The 21,475-nt window shown below is 48.6% G+C and carries 23 protein-coding genes and 1 other RNA gene; 10 read left to right on the forward strand and 14 right to left on the reverse strand.

Annotated features, from left to right (window positions below; all coding sequences use genetic code 11):
- Nucleotides 1-158: 158 nt before the first annotated feature.
- Nucleotides 159-533, reverse strand: coding sequence for a DUF1818 family protein (locus IQ217_RS05025; protein ID WP_190598613.1), 375 nt, complete (start codon nucleotides 531-533; stop codon nucleotides 159-161).
- A 22-nt stretch (nucleotides 534-555) separates the two neighbouring features.
- Nucleotides 556-979, reverse strand: an RNA gene (gene rnpB / locus IQ217_RS05030) — RNase P RNA component class A.
- 116 nt (nucleotides 980-1,095) lie between these two features.
- Between rnpB and IQ217_RS05035 the strand changes: the two genes are divergently transcribed.
- The 5 genes from IQ217_RS05035 to speB1 all read left to right on the forward strand — a co-directional run bounded on the left by IQ217_RS05035 (nucleotide 1,096) and on the right by speB1 (nucleotide 6,141).
- On the forward strand, nucleotides 1,096-1,992 hold the full coding sequence (locus tag IQ217_RS05035) for an amino acid ABC transporter substrate-binding protein (RefSeq protein WP_194019140.1): 897 nt from the start codon (nucleotides 1,096-1,098) through the stop codon (nucleotides 1,990-1,992).
- Nucleotides 1,993-2,074: 82 nt separating this feature from the next.
- Nucleotides 2,075-3,553: a GH3 family acyl-acid amido synthetase gene (locus IQ217_RS05040; protein WP_194019141.1), complete on the forward strand. Its 1,479-nt coding sequence runs from the start codon at nucleotides 2,075-2,077 to the stop codon at nucleotides 3,551-3,553.
- A 137-nt stretch (nucleotides 3,554-3,690) separates the two neighbouring features.
- Entirely contained in the window at nucleotides 3,691-4,257 is a 567-nt protein-coding gene (locus IQ217_RS05045; protein WP_190598615.1) for a photosystem I assembly protein Ycf4, read from the forward strand.
- Between the two features lie 213 nt (nucleotides 4,258-4,470).
- Nucleotides 4,471-5,220: a peptidylprolyl isomerase gene (locus IQ217_RS05050; RefSeq protein WP_194019142.1), complete on the forward strand. Its 750-nt coding sequence runs from the start codon at nucleotides 4,471-4,473 to the stop codon at nucleotides 5,218-5,220.
- Nucleotides 5,221-6,141 carry a N(1)-aminopropylagmatine ureohydrolase gene (speB1, locus tag IQ217_RS05055; protein ID WP_194019143.1) on the forward strand — a complete coding sequence of 307 codons (921 nt, stop codon included), beginning with the start codon at nucleotides 5,221-5,223 and terminating at the stop codon, nucleotides 6,139-6,141.
- Nucleotides 6,142-6,323: 182 nt separating this feature from the next.
- Here the strand turns inward: speB1 and IQ217_RS05060 are convergent, their stop codons facing one another.
- Nucleotides 6,324-7,238 (reverse strand): histone deacetylase family protein, encoded by a 915-nt coding sequence (locus IQ217_RS05060; RefSeq protein ID WP_194019144.1) that lies wholly within the window; start codon nucleotides 7,236-7,238, stop codon nucleotides 6,324-6,326.
- 148 nt (nucleotides 7,239-7,386) lie between these two features.
- On the opposite strand from IQ217_RS05060, the gene psbM reads away from it, so the two are divergent.
- A complete protein-coding gene (psbM, locus tag IQ217_RS05065; RefSeq protein ID WP_010871338.1) occupies nucleotides 7,387-7,494 on the forward strand; it encodes a photosystem II reaction center protein PsbM in 108 nt (35 codons plus the stop codon).
- A gap of 114 nt (nucleotides 7,495-7,608) precedes the next feature.
- On the opposite strand, the gene IQ217_RS05070 is transcribed toward psbM, so the two are convergent.
- Entirely contained in the window at nucleotides 7,609-8,463 is an 855-nt protein-coding gene (locus IQ217_RS05070; RefSeq protein ID WP_190598619.1) for a universal stress protein, read from the reverse strand.
- A gap of 231 nt (nucleotides 8,464-8,694) precedes the next feature.
- Between IQ217_RS05070 and IQ217_RS05075 the strand changes: the two genes are divergently transcribed.
- Nucleotides 8,695-9,060 (forward strand): MTH1187 family thiamine-binding protein, encoded by a 366-nt coding sequence (locus IQ217_RS05075; RefSeq protein WP_010871336.1) that lies wholly within the window; start codon nucleotides 8,695-8,697, stop codon nucleotides 9,058-9,060.
- An 81-nt stretch (nucleotides 9,061-9,141) separates the two neighbouring features.
- Here IQ217_RS05075 and IQ217_RS05080 read toward each other — a convergent pair whose 3' ends face one another.
- The 8 genes from IQ217_RS05080 to IQ217_RS05115 all read right to left on the reverse strand — a co-directional run bounded on the left by IQ217_RS05080 (nucleotide 9,142) and on the right by IQ217_RS05115 (nucleotide 16,019).
- Nucleotides 9,142-9,678, reverse strand: a complete 537-nt coding sequence (locus IQ217_RS05080; RefSeq protein WP_194019145.1) for a hypothetical protein — start codon at nucleotides 9,676-9,678, stop codon at nucleotides 9,142-9,144.
- 10 nt (nucleotides 9,679-9,688) lie between these two features.
- A complete protein-coding gene (gene bcp, locus IQ217_RS05085) occupies nucleotides 9,689-10,171 on the reverse strand; it encodes a thioredoxin-dependent thiol peroxidase (protein WP_194019146.1) in 483 nt (160 codons plus the stop codon).
- An 87-nt stretch (nucleotides 10,172-10,258) separates the two neighbouring features.
- Nucleotides 10,259-11,104, reverse strand: a complete 846-nt coding sequence (locus tag IQ217_RS05090) for a M56 family metallopeptidase (protein ID WP_194019147.1) — start codon at nucleotides 11,102-11,104, stop codon at nucleotides 10,259-10,261.
- Nucleotides 11,104-11,526: a BlaI/MecI/CopY family transcriptional regulator gene (locus IQ217_RS05095; RefSeq protein ID WP_190598623.1), complete on the reverse strand. Its 423-nt coding sequence runs from the start codon at nucleotides 11,524-11,526 to the stop codon at nucleotides 11,104-11,106. Before IQ217_RS05095 ends, IQ217_RS05090 begins: the two co-directional genes overlap by 1 nt.
- Before the next feature lie 43 nt (nucleotides 11,527-11,569).
- Complete coding sequence (locus IQ217_RS05100; protein WP_228024154.1) at nucleotides 11,570-13,363, reverse strand: alpha/beta hydrolase; 1,794 nt, start codon at nucleotides 13,361-13,363, stop codon at nucleotides 11,570-11,572.
- A 103-nt stretch (nucleotides 13,364-13,466) separates the two neighbouring features.
- Nucleotides 13,467-14,252, reverse strand: a complete 786-nt coding sequence (cobM, locus tag IQ217_RS05105; RefSeq protein ID WP_194019171.1) for a precorrin-4 C(11)-methyltransferase — start codon at nucleotides 14,250-14,252, stop codon at nucleotides 13,467-13,469.
- A 332-nt stretch (nucleotides 14,253-14,584) separates the two neighbouring features.
- A complete protein-coding gene (locus IQ217_RS18810) occupies nucleotides 14,585-14,752 on the reverse strand; it encodes a DUF6883 domain-containing protein (RefSeq protein ID WP_228025690.1) in 168 nt (55 codons plus the stop codon).
- A gap of 73 nt (nucleotides 14,753-14,825) precedes the next feature.
- Nucleotides 14,826-16,019: a tetratricopeptide repeat protein gene (locus IQ217_RS05115; RefSeq protein ID WP_228024152.1), complete on the reverse strand. Its 1,194-nt coding sequence runs from the start codon at nucleotides 16,017-16,019 to the stop codon at nucleotides 14,826-14,828.
- A gap of 203 nt (nucleotides 16,020-16,222) precedes the next feature.
- Here IQ217_RS05115 and aroH point away from each other — a divergent pair, with 203 nt between their 5' ends.
- Nucleotides 16,223-16,606 carry a chorismate mutase gene (gene aroH, locus IQ217_RS05120; protein ID WP_190596208.1) on the forward strand — a complete coding sequence of 128 codons (384 nt, stop codon included), beginning with the start codon at nucleotides 16,223-16,225 and terminating at the stop codon, nucleotides 16,604-16,606.
- An 89-nt stretch (nucleotides 16,607-16,695) separates the two neighbouring features.
- Here the strand turns inward: aroH and IQ217_RS05125 are convergent, their stop codons facing one another.
- Both IQ217_RS05125 and wecB read right to left on the reverse strand, forming a co-directional pair.
- Nucleotides 16,696-18,159, reverse strand: coding sequence for a sodium/glutamate symporter (locus tag IQ217_RS05125; protein WP_194019148.1), 1,464 nt, complete (start codon nucleotides 18,157-18,159; stop codon nucleotides 16,696-16,698).
- A gap of 440 nt (nucleotides 18,160-18,599) precedes the next feature.
- Nucleotides 18,600-19,715 carry a non-hydrolyzing UDP-N-acetylglucosamine 2-epimerase gene (gene wecB, locus IQ217_RS05130; protein ID WP_194019149.1) on the reverse strand — a complete coding sequence of 372 codons (1,116 nt, stop codon included), beginning with the start codon at nucleotides 19,713-19,715 and terminating at the stop codon, nucleotides 18,600-18,602.
- 170 nt (nucleotides 19,716-19,885) lie between these two features.
- Between wecB and IQ217_RS05135 the strand changes: the two genes are divergently transcribed.
- The gene (locus IQ217_RS05135; protein WP_194019150.1) at nucleotides 19,886-20,410 is read left to right on the forward strand and encodes a CGLD27 family protein; all 525 of its coding nucleotides are present in this window, start codon (nucleotides 19,886-19,888) and stop codon (nucleotides 20,408-20,410) included.
- 64 nt (nucleotides 20,411-20,474) lie between these two features.
- Nucleotides 20,475-21,428 carry an asparaginase gene (locus IQ217_RS05140; RefSeq protein ID WP_190596215.1) on the forward strand — a complete coding sequence of 318 codons (954 nt, stop codon included), beginning with the start codon at nucleotides 20,475-20,477 and terminating at the stop codon, nucleotides 21,426-21,428.
- Nucleotides 21,429-21,475 lie beyond the last annotated feature (47 nt).

Below are 21,475 nucleotides of genomic sequence, written 5' to 3' on the forward strand. Positions count from 1 at the left end.
CAAACGAACCATAATCGCTAACAGGCAAGCTAGGGAAGAAAGCAGGGGAAGATTGTCAACCCAATTAAAGCTAGTGTAGCGAATTCGGGCAATCTCTTTGGGACGCTAAGGTCAAAAATCCATCCTCCACCCTTGGGTTTTGGACGTGCACCCTGGGTTTAGGTTTCCCCTGGGCCATAGCTCTGCACACTATTTAATAATGCTGGCACCGCCGCCGCTGGCCAACCCCCTTCCGCTTTACGCCCCTGGTGCAAAATAAACCTCAATCCGTAGGCATGGGCATAGCCCTCAATTTCTAGCCAAATTAACTCACTGCTCAGTTCACAACAAATTTTTTCCTCCTCCATTAACTGGTCGGCGATCGCCGTGACAGTCTCGGCCAACTCCCGACTTAAACGCTTAAAGTCAGCAAATTCTGCCCTGGTCAACTCCAACGCCCAATCCTCTGAACCCAGTAAAAAAGGAAAAGTCTCGCCATTGGGATCAAAGCCCCAGCGCCAACCGGAACCCTCCTGAATAGTTTTTGACAGCATCAAATTGGCCAGCGGAGAAGAAAAAAGAGAGTTAGTCGTAAGCCGGGTTCTGTTCCAGGATGCGAGGCACCCAGGGGGAGTTATCTATCTGGGAAATTTGTTACCAAATTCCTCAAGCGGTTCCACCAATCATGGGGCAGGAAAAAGACCAACCTTTGCCCCTCCGACCTTGCTTCCAACCGGGGTTTACCGAGCCAGTACCTCTCGATACTGCTGGTGCGCTCTTACCGCACCTTTGCACCCTTACCTTTTCAGGTATCAGTTATCAGGTATCAGGGGTTTAGACTGATCACTGGTCACTGGTCACTGTAACGGCGGTATTTTTCTGTGGCACTATCCTCACGCTCGCGCGCACTGGGCGTTACCCAGCAAGTTTGGCCTTTGGGAAGCCCGGACTTTCCTCAGATTCCCTGTGACAGGAATCCGCAACTCCCGCCCTAACTCTCTTTTTCTAGTGTGCCATTGATCAGAACTCTCCGCCGATGTGGTTGAGGGCGCAAATTAATTGAAACTTCATTGCCTCCTCCGTAGTCTTGGGGGATTGGTGCTAGAAACTGATCCCATGAAAAAATTTGCCTGTTTAGCTTTGTCCGTATTACTCAGTGGAGCCGTGGGCTTACCCAGTGGGGCCGGAGAAGTATTGGATCGCATTGAACAAACGGGGGTGATTAATGCCGGCACCAGAAAGGATGCGGTGCCCTTCGCCTACGTCGATGACCAAGGGCAATGGGTGGGCTTTTCCATCGATATGCTGGAATTAATTCGCCGGGAAGCGGAAGCCAGACTAGGCAGGCCAATCAAGCTAAATATGGTGGAAGCCACCGCCGATAACCGCTTTGACTTGATTAAAGATCAAACCATTGATTTAGAATGCGCTTCTTCCACTTTCACTTGGAATAGAACAGCAATGGTGGATTTTTCGGTTAGTTACTTTGCCGATGGCACCAAAATTATCACCGGGGTGGACAGTGATTTAGAGTCCGCCGATTCCTTGGCTGGTCGGGCGATCGGGGTTATTGCCGACACCACCAACGAAAAAGCTATTCTTAATTTTCAGCCGGGGGCGACCATCGTCGAAGTTGAAGACCAAGCCGATGGTATGGCCAAGCTCGAAGCTGGAGAAATTGAAGCCTTTGCCGGAGATGGCATTGTTTTGGCCGGGTTGAAAAAAACTTCTGACAATCCCCAACAGTGGAAGGTGGTGCCTAATTTTCCCTATCAGTACGAAGCCTATGCCTGTTTATTGCCCAAAGATGATTCGGATTGGCGCAATTTGGTGAATTATAGCCTGCTCAAATATATGGAGGGGGTAATCAGTGATCAGAGGACAGCGGTGGAGATTTATGAACGGTGGTTCGATGAAGAAACTGGCGTTGCTCCCTATCCCCGGGAAACGATCAACGATTATTACCAGGGCATTGTGGACAGTTTTGAATGGATTCCCATTGTTAGCTATTAACAATTATTGGCAGAGTTTGAAATAGGGAATAGTTTCCCCCCGACTCTTCGTTAGAAGGAATGATTAAATTAGGCAGTTTCTGATGCATAATTTTCTTCTGAGGACGAGCAAGCATCTATTACATCCAGCTTTTAATAGTTTTAATCACGCATTACATCAGCCTGAAGTCGAACAAGAGCGATTGAAAATTAAAATTATTCAGCGCTTAATTCATACCCATTATGGCCAATCTTTGGGCATCACGAAAAATTCCCCCTGGTCGGCTATTCCTATAGTTAGTTATGAAGATTTTTCTCCTTGGCTAGAACAGCAGCAAACTTCGCCTACACAATCAATCATTACCAACGAAAAAATTCGATCTTGGCAACAAACTTCCGGCAGTTCTGGAGCCAGTAAGCAAATTCCCTATACCCATGGTTTACTAACTGCGTTTACGTTTATGTTTGCTGTTTGGGCCTACGATTTGCTCCACCATGGCCCAGATTTTCGCACAGGCAAAACCTATGCTTGTATTTCTCCCACCTTTGGCGATCGCCCTGGAGGCATTGATGACACGGATTATTTAACGGGACCTCTGCGCTGGCTTAGTAGTTATTTTTTAGTGCGGGTGGGTAATCATTTTTCCGACGGGGATACTTTTCGTTGGGTTTTAGCCCTAGCTTTATTACAAAACCCAGACTTAGAAATTATTTCCCTTTGGAGTCCAACTTTTTTGACCGTGCAATTAGCATTTATCACTCAGAACCGCCATGCCCTAATTGCAGCCCTTGGCGATCGCCTGGATGATGCCAGACGGAAAGCTCTAGCAACAGAGCCGATTAATTGGTTAAAAATCTGGCCACAGTTAAAGCTGATTTCCTGTTGGAATCAACTATTTGCCAGGGAACAGGCCGGGATTTTGCAAGCTTATTTTCCCGGAATATTTATCCAAGGAAAAGGTCTATTAGCCACGGAAGCTCCCATTACCATTCCCTTAATCAAGGCTGGGGGATTTGTGCCCTTGGTGAACCAAATTGTGTTGGAATTCATGGCTGCTGATGGCACCATTGTGGATTTGTCTAACCTACAAACAGGTCAAATTTATCAACTAATTATTTCCACTCCGGGGGGACTATACCGTTATCGCCTTGGCGATCGCCTGCAGGTATCCCATTGGTATCTTAAAACTCCTTGCTTAGCTTTGGTGGGTAGGGGCGATCGGGTGAGTGACTTGGTGGGGGAGAAATTAACCGAAGAATTTGTGGACCAAACCTTGAGGGATCTCGCCTTGGTCGATGGCGACGGTCTCCGTTGCTTAGTGCCAGTGCCGGGGCCCCAACCCCATTACGTTTTCTACCTATCCCCTACGGCAATGATGGCGATCGCCGGAGAAGAACAAACATTGGCCCAGCGACTAGATCACAGCCTCCAACGTAGTTTCCATTACCGTCGGGCTCGGCAGTTGGCACAGTTAGGCCCCGTGCAAGTGAGGACAGACGGTTATCCCCATTGGTTAACCCAGGGGCGTTGGGGAGATGAAAAAGGTTATTGCCTCCGCATTCCTCCTTCTAACCTTGTTTGAAAAACGCTCCTGACCAAAAATTGGGGACAAACCAGACACAATTCCTTCCCGGCGATCGCCCCATCTGCCAAGCCCCTAGCCCTGATGGGGTAAAATTCAAGGGTTGGTTTCGTTGTAATTATCAGTTAGAGAAATACATGGGTGGACAGACGCTCGCAGAATCTTCCCAAATTTTGCGCCAAGAAGTATTGGGAGCCCGCCGCTTCAGCAACTTTTTTTGGGCTGGAATTTCCACCATTGGCGGTGTTGGTTTCCTGTTGGCCGGCCTTTCTAGCTACTTCGGCAAAAATCTTTTGATTGTTAGTGACACTACCGGACTGCAGTTTATTCCCCAAGGTGTGGCCCTACTTTTCTACGGTGTGGCCGGCAGCACAGTGGCAGGTTATCTCTGGTTGACCATGGCTCTGAACGTGGGCAGTGGTTACAACGAATTCAATAAAAAATCGGGGCAGGTAACCATTTTTCGTTGGGGTTTCCCCGGCAAAAATCGCCGCATTGAATTGGTTAATAAAATTGCCGATGTCCAGGCAGTAAAAGCAGAAATTAAGGAAGGTGTTAACCCTAAGCGTTCCCTGTACCTCAAAGTTAAACAGCGACGGGACATTCCCCTCACCAGGGCTGGGCAACCCATTTCCCTTTCCCAGTTGGAAAACCAAGGGGCTGAGTTAGCTCGCTTTCTAGGGGTGCCCCTGGAAGGCTTGTAAATTACCGTTTCCCCCAGCCAGATCCCAATATCAAAGGCACCAAATCCAGGGCAGAAACCGGGTATGTGCTGTGTTAAATTGACCTGCACTTACTCTGGAAGATAATCGAGGTGGACTAAGATCCCTAGCAAGGGACTCTAGGTTGGCTGATTTGCACAAAGATAACAGCAGTCCCCATTAGCAATTACGGAGATTATTAGGAGATTAGATTTTATGCGGATTTTACCGAACATTAGCCGAGCCACTTGGTTTGTGGGCATCTTTTTTGTTGTCAATATCTTGCTTACTGCTTGCAATCAGCCATCTGCCAATTCTTCAGCAGATCCCTCCCCCACAGAAAGCAACGGCCCAGTGGCCCAGTTAGCCACAGACCAGTACAAGGACTATAAGCCCCGCTTAAATGGCAAAGCCACCGTGGAAATGATGGTTAACGGCAAGCCGATCATCATTGAAGTGGACGGAGAAAATGCGCCGATCACCGCCGGTAACTTCGTTGACCTAGTGGAACAGGGCTTCTACAACGGCCTAACTTTCCACAGGGTAGTGGATGGCTTTGTGGCCCAGGGGGGAGATCCCAAAGGTGACGGTACGGGCGGCTATGTGGATAAAAATACCCAACGTCCCCGCAATATTCCTTTGGAAATTAAGATCGATCCTTCGGTGGAGAATGCGCCGCAAGAGCCTTTGTATGGTCAACCGGTGGGACAACAGGGCGGCTACAGCAGTCCCCCCGTGGTGTTGCCCCATAAAAGCGGTGCAGTGGCCATGGCCCGTTCCCAAATGCCGGATTCCGCTTCTTCCCAGTTCTATTTCACCCTGTCTGATGAAACGGGATTTTTAGACGGTGATTATGCCGTGTTTGGTTACGTCACCCAGGGCATGGACGAGGTGCTGAAGATCAAACAGGGAGACAAAATCCAGTCCGCCAAGGTAATTGCAGGGCAAAATAACCTAGAAAAATAGATGGATAGTTCTCACGAAATTTTCCCCCAGCCCAAACAGTTCCTGGAATCGGAATCCGTTACCCCCTATGCTGATGCCGCCGTGGTGGTGGTGCCCATTCCCTACGAAGCCACTACTTCCTACCGCAAGGGCTGTCAGTATGGCCCTGGGGCGGTGCTAGAAGCTTCGGACCAGTTGGAAGCCTACGATGAAGAGTTGAATACTTCCCCTTGTCATGATTTGGGCATTTACACCTGTGCTCCCTTGGCAGACAGCAATGAGCATCCGACTTTGGCAGGGGATGCCATGGTGACCCAGGTTTGTGACGGTATTGTCCCCTTTGTGGAGGACGGTAAATTTGTGGTGGCGATCGGTGGGGAGCATGCCATTACCACTGGGGTAGTGCGGGCTATGCAGAAGGTAACGTCGGAGTCTTTCACTGTGGTGCAAATTGACGCCCACGGAGATATGCGGGACAAATTTGAAGGTTCCCAACATAACCATGCTTGTGTGATGCGCCGGGTGTTGGAATTAGGTTTACCCACTCTCCCGATCGCCATCCGGGCCATTTGTCAGGAAGAAGCAGACTTGATAAGGGAAAAAAATATTCCTGTCTTTTGGGCTAGGGAAATGGCTGATAACCCTGATTGGATTGACCAGGCGATCGCCAGCATCACTACGGAGAAAGTCTTTCTCACCATCGACATGGACGGTTTTGATCCAGGCTTCATGCCGGGGGTAGGTACTCCCGAACCAGGGGGGCTAGGTTGGTATGAAGGGTTAAAATTTTTCCGCCGTCTTTTTCAAACCAAGCAAGTGATTGGTTGTGACTTGATGGAGTTGGCTCCGGTGCCGGGCTCAGTGGTGTCGGAATTTTCCACAGCGAAGCTGGCTTACAAGTTGATGGGTTACTGGGGAGAGTCCCAGGGGAAAAAACCTTAGCTGTTGTCAAAAATTCTATTGAAGTTTAGGAAAAAGGGGATATAAAAGCTTGTTTGAAAAGCCCCCCCTAGCCCCCCAAATTTGGAGGGAAACTGAGTGAAAGTTCCCCATATAGCCAAAGTGTTAAAACGACAGGGCCAAAATTGACCCGTGAACTCTAAACTTTGCGGGTGCAAACTTCCTCAAAATAATAAAGGTTTGAGGGTTTCTACCACGGATTTGGCTAAGCTCGGTAAATGGTAGCCCCCTTCCAGCCCTAAGACCAGATGGGGAGAGATTTCCATTAGATAATGGGTCATCATGCCGTAATCCTCCGGAATTAGATTCATATAGGCCAAGGGATCGGCTCGGTTAGCATCATAACCAGCACTCACCAACAGTAAATCTGGTTTTGCCTGTCGTAAAAACGGGAGAATTTTGTCCTCAAAAGCCTCTTGATAAACGTGGCCATCTCCCCCTGGTTTGAGGGGAATATTGAGCACATTGTTATGTTTACCCCGATCGCCTGCGGCCCCTGTGCCGGGATAACAGGGAAATTGGTGCAAAGAACAATAAAAAATTCGGGGATTATTTTCCACCAACGCTTCAGTACCATTGCCGTGGTGCACATCCCAATCCACAATGGCTACCCGTTCCACCCCTGGCCTAGTTAAAGCGTAATGGGCGGCGATCGCCACACTGTTGAGCAAGCAGAAACCCATACCCGTGTTGCGAATGGCATGGTGACCGGGGGGACGGGCTAGGACAAATGCCGCCTCCTGTTGGCTTAAAGCGTGGTCAACTGCATCTAGCCAGGCCCGCACCGCTAAGCGAGCCAAATCATAGCTCTGGGGAGAAACAGGGGTATCGACATCGAGGGAACCACCGCCCTCCTCAGCTAATTTTGCCAATTTGTTTAAATATTCTTGGCTATGGCAGCGGAGAATGTATGGGTCTAAATTCCAGGCCACCGGGGAAGGCCTTTGCCAATGGAGATAATTGGCCCCGGGCATCTTCCGTAAAGCAGTGACAATCGCCGTCAGTCGAGCTGGACATTCGGGGTGGGTGGGGCCAGTTTCGTGGTGCAAAAAATCCGCGCTGTAGATAATAGCGACCATGGTGGGAGGAGGAGGATGGTGAAATTAAGTAAAGAAAGTGGAGCAAAAAGTTTGGCCAGCCCCTCAGCCATTGCCCCAGGGCCATGACCCACCAATGCTATTCTAGGTAGGGTATTGAGCCAAATTTAAGATCGAGGCAGTTTAGGCTATGCAAGTTAATAATCTCGGCTTTATAGCAAGTATTTTATTTGTGTTGGTGCCAACGGTTTTCCTGTTGATCCTGTTTATTCAAACCGGTAAACAGAGCGAAAGCTAAGCCTTGGTTAACCATTGTCAAACAGAACAGAGTCAGGGGTGGAGTCTATCCAGCCCCCTTTTTTTGCCCAATGGATGATTTAAGCGTGGGTTAACATTTCGCTCTTGCTGGGGTTCAAATCCCTTCTTTGCGGGCCAGTAACACCGGACAGGGAGCATTGACCCGAATATAGTCCGACAGGGAAGTGCCCAACAGTCGGTCCAAGTCTGGCAAACTCTTGGCAATGGAGGGTCGGCGATCGGGGGAACCCAACAGCAACAAATCAGCGTTGTAGTCCTCGGCCAATTCACATAGTTTTTCCCCTGGCTTACCCCCCGTTACGGTGGAGCGGTAGGCAATACCCAAACGCTTCGCCTTGGCGATCGCCGGGGCCAGGACGGGGTTTTCCTCAATTTCCTGACGGGAAAGGGGCAACAGATCCGGTTTGAGGTCAGGGTTCACCCGGGCTAGGATTAATTCCCCTTCTGGATAGTCTCGCAAAAGCTCCAGAGCTAATTCCAACGCATACTCCGCCGCCGCTGACTTATCTAAAGCCACCATGACCCGTTTAATGCGCTTAACGTAAATATCATCCTTCACCAACAACATGGGGTGGTTGGTCAGTTGAAATACATACTGACTGACGGAATTTTCTAAAATGGCTTCCAACCGTTTCAAGCCCCGGGAACCCATAATAATTAGGTCCGCATCAATTTCATTGGCCACATCACACACCACCCCCTTGGGATCCCCTTGGCGCAACATGGTGGAGACCTTACTGGGTTCGATGGCCACATCCTCCAACAAATCCGCCAGGATTTTACCGCCCTCGGCCCATTTTTCCGTGAATGCCTCCGTGGTAATTTGGGGTGGAACCACGTGCAAAATCGTGATCGATGCCTTTTGCACCGCCGGAAAATCCATCATGGCCTTGAGCATTTCTTGGGTTTGGCTGGTGCCAGAATCTGCGTATAAAATTTTGCTAAGCATGATAATTGAGTTCCTTGAATCGGTTCAGGGAGAGTCTCACCGTGCCATGGAGATTGATAACGGCAAGCCCTCCTCGGTTAAGCCTTATCCCTTCAGAATAAGGCCAATGCAAGCGCAGAAATTTAACGACTTGTTGCGGACTTTCTCAGTCTTGGTGGGCCATGGTTTCAGGGGACTTCTAACCCAATGCCCATATCAACAACTAGCCTGTCCCCCCAATTGACGGCGGGAGTGTGTCAAAATCTAGGGAAATTTGAGATTGTCGTTAGCCATTACCGACGAGTAAAAGCTATGAACGTGATTGTGGATTTATGTGTCGTGCCCCTAGGTGTGGGGGTTTCCGTGGGCCAGTATGTGGCCGCCTGTCAGAAAGTTTTGGCCGAAGCGGGACTGAAACATACCATGCATGCCTACGGCACCAACATTGAAGGGGATTGGGACGAAGTTTTTGCCGCAGTCAAGGCCTGCCACGAAGCGGTCCATGCCCTCGGAGCCCCCCGTATCACTTCCAGCATGCGCTTCGGTACTCGCACCGATCGCCCCCAAACCATGGATGAAAAGGTGAAAAGTGTGGAAACATGGCTGGAAAATTCCTGAGCACTTAATGGCGAGGAGAGCTAGGGTTAATTCGGTCTGCCCAAGGCAGATTTTGGTTTTTCCCCTGTCAACTTCAACTCGTTAACTTGCGGGCTCCGTTGCTTCTAGCTCCACTAGGTAGCTCCCCCATTTCTCCTCGTTGGTGCGGGGATCAATGTCTTTTTTTAACAATCGCCAACTTTTACCTTCACTTTGCCGCTGTAGGTAAAGATCAAATGGATTCTGTTTTTGAGTCACCGTTTGCCGGGGCAGAATCAGTTTTAAATCATATCCCCCAGTTAGGTGATAGGCCGGTAAGTTATCCACGGCGATCGCCTCAATATTTTTAACGTTGATCTTGCTAATTTCAAAATCCGGCGTTGGGGCGTTTAAATGTTGACTAAGGGCAGTTTGGGTACGATTGAGTTGGAAAGTAATTGCTTGCTGTACCACTGCACCATCGGGGGCAAATTCCAAGGGGGGCGGGGAGCTTTGACAGGCGTTTAGACTGAAGCAAATCAAACCCAGGGCTAACCAACCAAGCAATCGACGTTGATAACAATTGATTAGGTTAATTAGGTCAACGGCGAAACTCTGCCAGGTCTGGAGCATTTCCCTGCCCAAAAGTGATTTTTGCATAAACAATTAATTAATCAGCGCCCCTCAGTTGTTGTAGTTTCTCCAACACTTTTTCGACGTGGCCCTTGACCCTCACATTAGGCCAAATGTGGGCAATATTTCCCTGGGGATCGATTAAAAAAGTGGAACGCAGAATGCCTTCATACTCTTTGCCCATGAACTTTTTCGGTCCCCAAGCGCCATAGGCCGCCGCTAATTGATGCTCCGGGTCACTGAGTAATTGAACGGTGAGATTATGCTTGTCGATGAATTTGCTGTGGCTTTTTTCCGAATCTGGGCTGACCCCTAATATCACAGCATCGAGGGTGTTAAATTCCGCTAACTTGGCACTAAACTCCGTTGCTTCAGTGGTGCAACCGGGGGTATTGTCCTTGGGGTAAAAATACAACACTAACCATTGCCCAACAAAATCGGCTAGGGACACTGTCTCCCCCTGGGCATTGGGGGCGGAGAAAGCTGGGGCAGGTTGGTTAATTTCTAAGGCGGTGGCCATGGTGAAAAAATTCTTAATTAAATCCGGTTGTCTGAACTTCTAGTAGCCCAATGGTAGTTAGTTATATCCGGCCCCAGGAGCTTGAAATTATTTGATATGTAAAGGAATCAAAATTAGAGGCAAAACGGCGATCGCCAGTAGGAGTAAAGACCCTCCCCAGGCAATGAACCGATGGGAACTGGGGGCCACTGGAGAGGACAATAATTGATCAATGCGAGCCAGTAGGCGGTCCTGTTGGCCAGCAAAGGGTACCCCCAGGGGCAGGGGATTGGCCACCATGGCATTTTGGGCCACTAGGGCGAGGGCTTCCGCCAACACCAGGGGGTCACAGTGATTGGCCCCATGGCGATCGGCTCGGCATTCCCTTTGCCACAGTAATTCCTGCCACAGGGATTCCGTTTCCGGTAACCAAAAAGTTAAACGGCGCAGGGCCCCCAACCAGAAAAATGTCCAGGTGTCCCGGTAGAAAAGATGGGCGCTTTCGTGGGCTAACACCGCTTCTATCTGCTCTGGAGTCAGTAGGCGCAATAACCCCCGGCTCACTACCAATTCCGGCGACCAAAGCCCCACCTGGGCACTGTAGGGAAAATCGGTTTCCAAAAGACGAATTTTTTGCCCTTGCCAATGGCTGATGGGGTATTTCTGCACCGCCCCCAGGGTTTGCCAGGTTTGCCCCGCCAAATAGAGCACCGATAGCCCAGTCCAAACTAAAAATATCCAGGCCAAGAGATGGCTACCCATGCTAACTGGTAAGCCAAACATCCAACCACAGCCCATCCAGGCGATCGCCGCACTGGTACTGATCAAAAGCATGGGGGGCAGGGCAAAGAAAATTAATGCCGCAGGCCAGTCTAGTTTGCCGGGCCAGTAACGAATTGCCCAGCGCAGGCCAAACGCAATTAATACAGCCATGAGAAACAGAATACTGTGCATTATTTTTCCTCCTGTCGCTGTTGCCGGGCCGCCCGTAGCCGATCGGCGATCGCCGTTAACTGGTCAATGCTAGCCGTATCCAAACTGTCAGCAAAGGCGGCCACCACATCAGGGTTGCTAATGGCCAAAAACTGTTGCAATTGTTCGTAGGACTGCACCGCCTTGGCCTGGTCAGCGCTTACCCTTGCCGTCCAAATAAAGGCTTTACCCTGGCGATGGCACACTAGCCAACCCTTTTTAGTCAGACGGTTCAACACCGTAGTCACCGAAGAGTAGGCCAATTCCCGGTCAGGATCGCTCAAAATACGGTCGTGGATATCCTTCACCGTGGCCTGGCCCAATTGCCAGACAATTTCCAGAATTTCCTGCTCCAGGGGGCCCAGGGACAATTGTTGGGGGCGGTAGGGGGGGATCCAACTCATAAATATTCCACGGTGCATCAAGGTCTTTTCTAACCATACAGGATTAATCCTGAGAGAATCCACCGTACCGGGCCAGGAACTCATCAATTTTTTGCCTGATTTTAGGGGCAGATTTACCGGACACCAGATACAACTTAAACTCATTCTGCCCACTCAAATATTCTGCGTAGGCTGAACTGAGATAGGGGCGATATTTATCCGCACCCTGGGGATCTTGACGGATGTAAACTTCAAAAAATGCCACGGTTGTACCCATGACGTAGTCATAAATGGTGTCTTGATTGGGTAAAACCAGGTGGGCGGTGGAATCAATGGCTTTACTGATGCCTGGATCTAATTTAGTAAAGTTAACGTGGGCTTGCCCTTCAATTAGCAGCCAATATTTATCTGGCACCGTTAACCAGGTGAAAGATGCTGCTTGTTCCAAAGCTGGGGGCGCCGCCGGGTCGTAACTACCGGAGCCAAAAACAACCGGAATGTTAATTTTAGCTAACCCTTTACTGCCAAAAAGACTGCGGTTAACTGGGTTGGCCGCAAACACGGCTTTAACCCTTTCATCCCGCAGGGAAATGGTTTGTCGGGGCAATTCTAGCGCTCGGCATTGCATCAGCAGGGCAACGTCTAAATTGGCTAAATCTGAATCACAATCCTTTTGTAAGTTATCAAAATCTATTTCCGCCCCGGCGATCGCCAAAGCAGTATAGCCGCCAAAGGAATGGCCTGCCATGCCAACATTTTCTAAATCTAAACGACCAGCAAATTCTGATTGATTACGTCGTTGCAATTCATCCAAGGTAAAACTAATGTCCTTGGGGCGATTAATGTAATCATTAACATCAAAAATATCGCCGTGATAGCCCTCCAACATTTCCTGGAGATAGATATTGTCACTACCGACATGTTGGGGGGCAACAACTAGATAGCCGTAGGAAGCTAAATGTTGTAAACCCACTGCGTAATCTTCGGGCCGAGAAGACAAACCATGGGAAAAGGCCAACACCGAAATCTTACCTTGAGGCTCTCCCTTGGGAATAAAAACATCAACATAAAAATGGCGATCGCGGCTAGGGTCAACTAAGTGCCAAACGACTTTTTCCACCCCATAGGGGCCGGGCTGGCGTAGGTCAGGTAACTCGGCATAATTAACGGCTGGAGCTTCCGCAGCCTCCTCAGCGGTCAGTGTGGCTAATTCCTGCACAGCAGTTTCCGTTGCCAAGATGAACATGTCAACTTGCTTGGCCAATGCCAGAGCCTTCTCCCCATTAATTTGTATGCTGGTGGGTAATTTTTGTAGCACTTTAATTGAAGACAATCCCCCTGGTTCCATTGCCGCCTGAACAAGGGCTGCCCGTATGGCATATTTACCATTATTTTTATAGGGAATATTAATCACTTCCCCTAATCGGGCTAAGATTTCTTCTCCCATTTTTGTATTAAAAAAACGAGAAATCATTACAGGATCAAGCTCTACTTCTTTGGTCAATACTTCCCGTAACTCTTTCTGTTGATCCTGGGCAATAAAATTGAAATAAAATTGTAGGTCTTTATTAACCTCCCCTGTCTCCGCAAACTTTGTCAAAGATTCTATTTCTACGGAAGTCATCAAACCACCATAGGAAAAGGAAATTTGCTCTGCCGCCCCTAGGGGAAAAGCCAGGAGAATGTTTGCCGTTAAGGCCCCCAATAACAGCATCCCTTTTTGATAAGCTCGCTTTGAAAAGTTTGTCGGTATTATCATGAATTTTTTACAAAAGTAAGGGCTAGGTTTTTTATTGCGGGACAGAGCTGATTCTTGCTGATTGCCATCGACTTCAGCAATTTTATAGAAATTGATCATAGATTTTTTGTTGCCTTTTGTCATCAATCGTAACAAAATTTTGTTTGAAGAAATTTATGCTTATTTTGGCAATAAAAATTAACAAATTACTGGCAAGCACAATTTAACGTTTGGGACGAAATATATGACTGTGGTCGGGGTGATAAAGGCGCGATCGCCTGGGCAGATCAGTTTTTAAGGCTGGGCTGATTAAGTATAGGGTGGTGCGGATTAAATTTTCCCGTAAACTTAGGGCTGCCATTTCCCCCAGGGGAACTAACCAAATTTTTTCATCGGGCCACCCCACTCGAAAGCAAACCGCTACGGGGGTATCAGCAGGGTAGTGCTCCAATAATTGCTTCTGAGCTTTTTCCACATGACGAGCAGCTAAGTATAGCCCCAAACTGGCTTGGTGGTAGGCCAAACTTGCTAACTCTTCCCGTTCTGGCACCGCCGAAGCCGCACCACTAATGCGGGTCAGCACAATGGTTTGTACCAGGTCGGGCACGGTGAGTTCACAGTTTAAGATAGCCGCCGCCGCCTGGAATGCACTAATACCCGGCACACAGACAAAGGGAATATCCGCTTCCCCCAGGGCCTGCATTTGTTCGTGAATAGCACTGTAGAGGGTCAGATCACCGGAATGGAGTCGCACCACAATCTTCCCTTGGCGCACAGCTGTGATCATTAACGGCACAATGGTTTCCAAGGTTTTACTCCCGGTGGCAATGCATTCTGTCTGGGGGCCTACCTCTGCCAACATTTGCTTGGGCACCAGGGAATCGGCATAGAGGACTAAGTCCGCCGCCTGGAGGAGTTTTTGTCCCTTAATGGTCAGTAGATCGGGATCACCGGGGCCTGCCCCAACAAAATAAACTGCCGGAGAAAAAGATTGTCTGGTTGCGGTCATAGATTTGCAGGTATGGGATTTTGGTGAAAAATCAGTAATTGATCTGCCGGTACGGTTTCCATGGCGTAGGGAATACCATGCTTCAACTTCAAACGTCTGGTCGTCAATTTCCATTACCACTGTTCCCACCTGGCCAGGTTGCAGGTAAATCGGCTCACCTGCTTCAAAATTTTTGGTTATCCGACCTTCAGTAATAATAACAACATCTAAGTCTTTAATTTTCATAATTACCTGCTACTTTCTAACGGGATAACAACTAACTAAGCAAGGAAAATTTTCCCCTTTACGAACAACCCATGCTGATAAAATCCAGGATTTCCCTTGTTCTGTTTTCAGAAAAACTTGAGAATATAGTATTTGCCAAAGTTATTTTCTTTATGAATTAATGCCTGTTCAGTTATTGTAGCTTTTTCAATAGCCTGGATAAGAATTTCAGCATTTTCTAGGGTAATCCCTAATTTTTTTTTGAAATAGATAGGCTTTATCCTTGCCTCTGCCATAGTCAAAATTAAGGCAGTAGTTGTTAATTTTTTCCAGATAGTCTGCCTGGGCGGCATTGGGTAATTTCATGGGCTATGCGATCAAACCCATTTCCTGTAGGTTTTTTCTGAGTCGCTCTGCCTCCGGGGATTGTCGTTGTTCATAAAGGGCGATCGCCTGTTGAAAAGCATCGACACTTTCTTGGATTAGGCCAGCCTTAAAGCTGGTAACAGCTAGGTTTTGATAGGCTTCGGCATAGTCCGGTTGGAGGACAATGGCCTGTTGATAACCCTTAATAGCTTCGAGTAAGTTTCCTTGGGCTTTGTGAATCATGGCTAAGTTGAAAAAGGCGATCGCCTGGGATGGATCAATGTGAATTACTGCTTGATAAACCTTAATGGCTTCGCCCAATTCCCCCAAGTCTTGCAAAAAAGCACCGTAATTAATCAAAGCGCCTAATTTTAGAGGCAGTAAAATTTCTTCGTCGAGGGCTTTTTGATAATGTTTGCGGGCCAGCTCCCATTTTTGTTGGCGGCGGTAGGCATTGGCCAGATGGTAGTGCAATTCAAACCGCACAGGAATGGAAGCTGTGTTGCGCTTTAGACCCTGTTTGAGTAGTTTTACCCCCTCTTTTTCGTCCCCTAAGCTGAAATATAAAGCCCCTAACTTACTGCAGAGGTAAGGGTCCTGGGGACTATCTGCCATGGCTTTTTCGAGCAAATGCTTGGCCCGCTGGGTTTTGCCCCGTTCCTTAAGCAAGGTGGGACTATAGCCTTGGTGGAGGATGGCTACCCCTGGTAAATCAATCACTTGCCAATGGGGTTCTCGTTCCAGTAAAGCCAAAACACTGTCATCAATGGTTTCGTGGTAGGGACGACTAAATTGCACCGCCGGATGGCGACGGAATAGCCTGGATACCAACGAATAGGGGGACTGATTACTTTCCAGTTCGTGGCGCATTAGATTCACCACTAAAGCATTGTCCATGGCGATCGCCTTTTGGATGCCATCTTTAACCAGAATATTCAGCCTTTCGTCAGCATCGAGCACTAACACCCAATCCCCCGTGGTGGCCGCCAGGGCCTGATTGCGGGCCAGGGCAAAGTCATCTTCCCAGGGCACAGTGATCACCTTGGCCCCTGCTTGGGTGGCAATTTCCACTGTATTATCCGTGGACCCCGTGTCCGCTATGACCATTTCATCCACTAGACCCGCCACACTGGCCAGACACTCCCCCAGGAAAGCGGCTTCATTTTGAACAATCATACAAAGGCTGAGGCGAGGCATAGGGGTTTAAGCAAAATCGGCAAAAGGTCAGTCAATCATCCTAACCGAATTGTCCGGTAAGATGGGTGTGGTTTCCAAACAAAATAGTCCCTTACCTTTGGGATAGGGCTAAACGGGGAACTTTTGCCCCCGTAACTAGACCGATTAGATTAAATTCAACTCAAAAAGACTAAACTTACTAGCGATTAACGAGGAGGTTGAGGGTGGTGGACTGGAAAGTTCGGGCAATTCGGGGTGCAACGACGGTTTCGGAAAATAGCTCTGAGGCAATCCGAGATGCGGTCTGTGAGCTGCTGGATGTCATCGAAGCAAACAACGCCTGCCCCCCGGAGGACATTGTCAGCGTCACTTTCTCCGTTACCCCCGACCTCGATGCAATTTTTCCGGCGGCGATCGCCAGGCAGAGGCCCCGCTGGGAAAATGTACCGTTGTTAGATGTGCAACAAATGTATGTCAAAGGTAGCTTAGAACGGTGTATTCGGGTGTTAATTCACGTCAACAGCCAAAGCCCCCAGTCAGAAATGTACCACGCCTATTTGCGCCAAGCCCGCAGTTTGCGCCCCGACTGGCATTTGGCTCGGTTTTAAGACCATAAATTTTAAACACTGGACTTGTTTGTTGGGCAACGGAATAAACCTAATTTTCAGTGTGGTCGATTGTTCCATGAAATTCCATGTCAACTAACTGGGTTGGGGGAGTCCGCCTCAGCCATCATTTCCCTTTTAATCACCTTGTAGTTCCAGAAACCAAAGATTAGCCAAAAAGCTAATAGGCCAGAGGTGGAAATTAGCATGGGAATCAGACCAAATTGACGAATTAAAGTGGGGGCCGCTGCTGTAAATAATCCACCACCAACAATGGGTTCAAAAAATAATTGTTTATAGGCAAAGCTTTCAAAGGCGCCGGTGCGGTTATGGGGGTCCACCATTTTAATTAACAGAATTCCTGTGGCGGTAACTCCCATGGATTGACCCATATCACCAATCCCTCTTTCAAACCAATAACTAGGTAAAATTTTCGGAGCTAAGTAGACGAATGCCACAATGTTCCAGATAATGCCCACTAAGGACAAGCTGAGAAAAACGGGCAAATTAGCTCCCAACACCTGCAACTTGATCGAGGCTAAGGCCGTTACCACCACCAAATCCAAGGCAACTCCAGCAATTCTTTCCTGTAAATTTCTAATAATCAGGGAATCTAAATCCAACTTTTTCATAATTAGTTGGACAATAATGCCCCCAATCAAAGCCATGGGAAATAAAGGAATGGCTCCGGCCAATTCAAAGCCCGTTTTTCCCCAGGTGAAAAATTCCAACAATCTGAGTAGCTCTAAAATTATCCAGCCAATCAAAACCGCTAAGGCTGTAAAGCCAAAATTCAAAGATAGGGGATCAATTAAAAGGTTGCGCATTAACTGAGCCCTTCTGCTCAAAACCCGATCACTTTCCAGATGGGCAGTGGGTTGAAATTGGGCGTCTCCTGATGTTACCTCGGTCGGTATTTCTTGGATGTAATTGTTGCGCCTGCCCCAATCGGCCAAAACCGTTCCGGCGATTACCCCAGTGACAATACCCACGGTGGCCAATCCAAGGGCTAAATCTCCACCTTCAGGAAAATCTAGTCTGTTGAAGGTTTCCGCCATACCGGCTGCAGTTCCATGGCCCCCTTCAAAACTGATTTCCACCAGGGAAGCAATGATCGGATCAACATCGAACAGAGGAATTAAAATCAATAAAGTTACCAGGATGGGCAAGGCATATTGCCCCCAAGCCAATGTCTGGCCAAAGGCCACCTGGGGAGAAGTTTTACGCCAAATTTCCTTCGGTTTTGGAATGGTTTCCCCTAGGAATAGGGCCGCAAAAACTATATTGATGAATACTCCAGGAGACTGGGTCCAGACAGTGCGGGTAGTTTCGGGGAATACTCCCCCCGCCAAATAACCATCTGCAGGCACCCCCAGGGCCACGGCAATGGAACCAACTACCCCCGGCCCCAACAATAAGGCGATCGCCCCGGCAATAATCGATTCTGGTAAATATAATTTTTGAAATAGTTTAATTTTCTGTTTTATAAATCTACCTGCCAGAATTAAAATCGCCAGGGTGATAAACGCAAATAAAACATTGATTAAACTAAGCATTTTGATAGTTATGATAATCGTTTTTTTTCGTAGCGGTGGCAAGATCCAGGGGATAAATTAGCGGCGAAAGTTAGGAGTCTCGCCCTTGGGACAATTTAAAAGTATTTCACCCCAGGGGTAAATATGCTTAACCCGCTAGGTATGGCAAGCGGGGCTCGATGCTATCTTGTATTGATCTGGATTTTCTGTAACATCGGCTACAAAATTCCCCCTGCGATGGTCACGCTTTGATGTTGCTCTTCATATAAATAATCTAGTCAATCAAGTCTGTGGTTGTGACCAACATAACCCCAGGAAATTTTATTTACTGTTCCGAGCCCTGCGTCTATCTCAATTTCATTTTAATTAGCTACGAATAACTAAAATATTGCCAAAAAATATTTTGTTTTCTGGGTTAAGAGAACGGCCCGTTAAACATGGGCAGGATAAGAATATTCAAGTTAGCGTTGGAAATAATTACGGACAATTTGGATGATTTTTTGGCTCGCAGTGCCGTCCCCAAAGGGATTAATGGCATTGGCCATTTGTTCATAGGCCTGGGGCTGGCTCAGTAACTCCCCGGCGGCCTTCGTAACTGTGGCCGGATTTGTCCCCACTAATTTCGCTGTCCCGGCGGCGATCGCCTCTGGTCTTTCGGTGGTTTCCCGCAAAACTAGCACTGGTTTGCCTAGGCTGGGGGCTTCTTCTTGCAATCCACCAGAATCGGTCAATAACAAATAGCAGTGCTGAATGGCTCCCACCAATTGAGCGTAGTCCAATGGTTCTGTGAGGAAAACCCTGGGGTGATTGCCCAAAGCCTCTTGAATTGGCTCCCGCACAGTGGGGTTACGATGCATTGGCAATAGTAAAGCCGTGTCGGGAAACTGCTCTAGAATTTGCTCAAAGCTAGTCAAAATATCCTGCAGAGGCTCCCCCCAATTTTCCCGACGATGCACTGTGGCTAGCAAAACTCGATACTTTTGCCAATCCAAACCTTCAATGGGGCAAGCTGGTTTTTGGTCGGCCACTGTCAATAGAGCGTCAATGACCGTATTGCCTGTCAAATGGATTTCCCCGGTGACGTCCGATCGCCGTAAATTCTCCACCGCTAAGGTAGTGGGGGCAAAATGCAACTGGGCAAGCTGGGAAATTAGGCGACGATTGGCTTCCTCTGGGTAGGGGTTAAACAAATTATCAGTGCGTAAACCTGCTTCCACATGGCCAATGGGAATTTGTTGGTAAAAAGCTGCCAGGGCCGCCGCAAAGGCCGTGGTGGTATCCCCCTGAACAATCACTAATTGGGGTGGTTTTTCCCGCCAGAGTTGTCCTAGTCCTTCCAAACAACCCTGGGTGATGTCCGTCAAGGTTTGTCCCGGTTGCATGATGGCCAGATCCTCATCCGCCGACAATGCAAATAAATCCATGACCTGTTGCACCATTTCCCGGTGTTGCCCTGTTAACAGCACTTGGGTGTGCATATCAGGCTGGGCCAGGAAAGCACGGATAACCGGGGCTAATTTAATCGCTTCGGGGCGGGTACCCAGGGTAATACAAACCGATAGGGGAGATACAGGCATAGGTCACCAACACAGATAATCCCAGGTTAGCGGAGAGGGGCCCCGGGAGAATCGGCTTGGGGCAAAATTGGCCAAATTTTTCTAGTCAAGGGTAACTTGGTGCTCACCGAAATTCTGGGTCAAAATGGGAAGGAATTATACTAAATCCTCTAGCCTATCCCCCCAACCCCATGAAGCCGATGCGGGAATCTTCCCCAAAAATCTGTCCGGTGCCCCTAGAACAACAACCGGTCAACGAATACGAAGCCCTCAAATCTGCCTGGTTATATTCCTGGGGTCAAATAGACCTCCTCGGCTACGGCAAAAACCTAACCCGTCTAGCCCTGCTGATTAGTTTCATTGTCAGCCCGATCGCCTCCGCCAGTTTTTCAGTGGAAAAGCAACCAATTCAATGCGGTTTTTTGATTGTGCTGGCTATTTGTCTTCTGCTGTCCCTGTTTGTGTTGCGCTTGATGTTGGGCTGGCGTTACGTTGGCGATCGCCTGGAAGCGGAAACCGTCACCTACGAAGAATCCGGTTGGTACGATGGCCAAGTATGGCGCAAACCTCTAGAAGTGCAAACCAGAGATCAACTTATTTTGCGCTATCAAGTTAACCCTGTACTGCAACGCTGGCAAGTGACCTTAAAACTCCTGGGGGTCACCATGGCGATCGATCTACTCCTCTGGGCAATGTTTCGACTGATTAGTGCCTAGAATTGAAACAGGTTAAAAAACCCAAGCCTGAAAAACATTACCACCGAGCCTTAAATCCAACAGCATGAGCAGAGGAAAACGCCCCCACACTCCCCCCATCGAAGTGCATTTGCTGAGGGAAGGCATCATCGAATCCCAGCACTGGGCCGAAGCCACAGTGTACGACGACAGGGGAAGGGTTTTAATGCTTGCCGGTAACAGCACCAGCAACGCCTTCATTCGCTCTTCCCTCAAACCGTTTCAGGCCCTGGCCGTCACCAGCACTGGCACCATGGAGCGCTATGGCCTCACCGACAAAGACCTGGCCATTATGTGTGGTTCCCACCAAGGCACCATTGAACAGGCTCGGCAAGTATTTAACATTCTTTGGCGGGCCGACATTGAGCCCCAAGCCTTACAATGTCCCATTCCACCAGGACAGGAAAGCCCCCTGCACCATGGTTGCTCCGGTAAACATGCCGGTATGTTGGCCGTTTGCCAGCAACAGGACTGGCCGCTCCACAGTTATTTGCAACAAAGCAGTCCCATTCAAAAACTAATTTTGTCCAAGGTTGCCGATCTTCTCGGTATGCCCGGAGCGGAATTGATCGCCGCCCACGATGACTGTGGGGCCCCTACCTACGCCATGGAGTTGGGACAAATAGCCCACTTGTATGCACTGTTAGCTTCAGGACAACAATTGGGTTTAGAGCGGGTCGCTCGGGCCATGACCTACTATCCCTATTTTGTTGCTGGGGAAGGCTGTTTCGATACGGAACTTATGCAACAAATGGAAGGGGAATTGGTCAGCAAGTCCGGTGCCGAAGGGGTGCAATGTGTGGGCCGAGTGGGAGAAGGCCTAGGTTTAGCAATCAAAGTTAAGGATGGCTCCAAACGAGCTAAGTACGCCGTAGCCATTCATCTGCTCCAACAAATGGGTTGGATTCCTCCCCAGGTGGCGGAAACTCTGTCGGAAAAGTTTGTCCGGCTGGGTAGATATAAACGTCTGGAAGTGATCGGCGAATTGGCCATGCTTTAACCTGCGATGACAATTAAAAGACGGGGACAAGATAAAACTTTTACCCC

Source organism: Synechocystis salina LEGE 00031, from assembly GCF_015207985.1.
GTDB classification, from domain to species: Bacteria; Cyanobacteriota; Cyanobacteriia; order Cyanobacteriales; family Microcystaceae; genus Synechocystis; species Synechocystis salina.

Excerpts from the sequence above, each read along its gene's own strand:
- IQ217_RS05060 (WP_194019144.1), bottom strand. The coding sequence starts at position 7,238 with ATGGTCGCTATTATCTACAGCGCGGATTTTTTGCACCACGAAACTGGC.
- IQ217_RS05025 (WP_190598613.1), bottom strand. The coding sequence starts at position 533 with ATGCTGTCAAAAACTATTCAGGAGGGTTCCGGTTGGCGCTGGGGCTTT.
- IQ217_RS05080 (WP_194019145.1), bottom strand. The coding sequence starts at position 9,678 with ATGCAAAAATCACTTTTGGGCAGGGAAATGCTCCAGACCTGGCAGAGT.
- IQ217_RS05095 (WP_190598623.1), bottom strand. The coding sequence starts at position 11,526 with ATGAGTTGGATCCCCCCCTACCGCCCCCAACAATTGTCCCTGGGCCCC.
- cobM (WP_194019171.1), bottom strand. The coding sequence starts at position 14,252 with ATGACCGCAACCAGACAATCTTTTTCTCCGGCAGTTTATTTTGTTGGG.
- speB1 (WP_194019143.1), top strand. The coding sequence starts at position 5,221 with ATGGATAGTTCTCACGAAATTTTCCCCCAGCCCAAACAGTTCCTGGAA.
- IQ217_RS05035 (WP_194019140.1), top strand. The coding sequence starts at position 1,096 with ATGAAAAAATTTGCCTGTTTAGCTTTGTCCGTATTACTCAGTGGAGCC.
- psbM (WP_010871338.1), top strand. The coding sequence starts at position 7,387 with ATGCAAGTTAATAATCTCGGCTTTATAGCAAGTATTTTATTTGTGTTG.
- IQ217_RS05050 (WP_194019142.1), top strand. The coding sequence starts at position 4,471 with ATGCGGATTTTACCGAACATTAGCCGAGCCACTTGGTTTGTGGGCATC.
- IQ217_RS05090 (WP_194019147.1), bottom strand. The coding sequence starts at position 11,104 with ATGCACAGTATTCTGTTTCTCATGGCTGTATTAATTGCGTTTGGCCTG.
- IQ217_RS05115 (WP_228024152.1), bottom strand. The coding sequence starts at position 16,019 with ATGCCTCGCCTCAGCCTTTGTATGATTGTTCAAAATGAAGCCGCTTTC.
- IQ217_RS05140 (WP_190596215.1), top strand. The coding sequence starts at position 20,475 with ATGAGCAGAGGAAAACGCCCCCACACTCCCCCCATCGAAGTGCATTTG.
- wecB (WP_194019149.1), bottom strand. The coding sequence starts at position 19,715 with ATGCCTGTATCTCCCCTATCGGTTTGTATTACCCTGGGTACCCGCCCC.
- IQ217_RS05070 (WP_190598619.1), bottom strand. The coding sequence starts at position 8,463 with ATGCTTAGCAAAATTTTATACGCAGATTCTGGCACCAGCCAAACCCAA.
- IQ217_RS05125 (WP_194019148.1), bottom strand. The coding sequence starts at position 18,159 with ATGCTTAGTTTAATCAATGTTTTATTTGCGTTTATCACCCTGGCGATT.
- IQ217_RS05135 (WP_194019150.1), top strand. The coding sequence starts at position 19,886 with ATGAAGCCGATGCGGGAATCTTCCCCAAAAATCTGTCCGGTGCCCCTA.
- IQ217_RS05045 (WP_190598615.1), top strand. The coding sequence starts at position 3,691 with ATGGGTGGACAGACGCTCGCAGAATCTTCCCAAATTTTGCGCCAAGAA.
- IQ217_RS05040 (WP_194019141.1), top strand. The coding sequence starts at position 2,075 with ATGCATAATTTTCTTCTGAGGACGAGCAAGCATCTATTACATCCAGCT.
- IQ217_RS05100 (WP_228024154.1), bottom strand. The coding sequence starts at position 13,363 with ATGATCAATTTCTATAAAATTGCTGAAGTCGATGGCAATCAGCAAGAA.
- IQ217_RS18810 (WP_228025690.1), bottom strand. The coding sequence starts at position 14,752 with ATGGCAGAGGCAAGGATAAAGCCTATCTATTTCAAAAAAAAATTAGGG.
- bcp (WP_194019146.1), bottom strand. The coding sequence starts at position 10,171 with ATGGCCACCGCCTTAGAAATTAACCAACCTGCCCCAGCTTTCTCCGCC.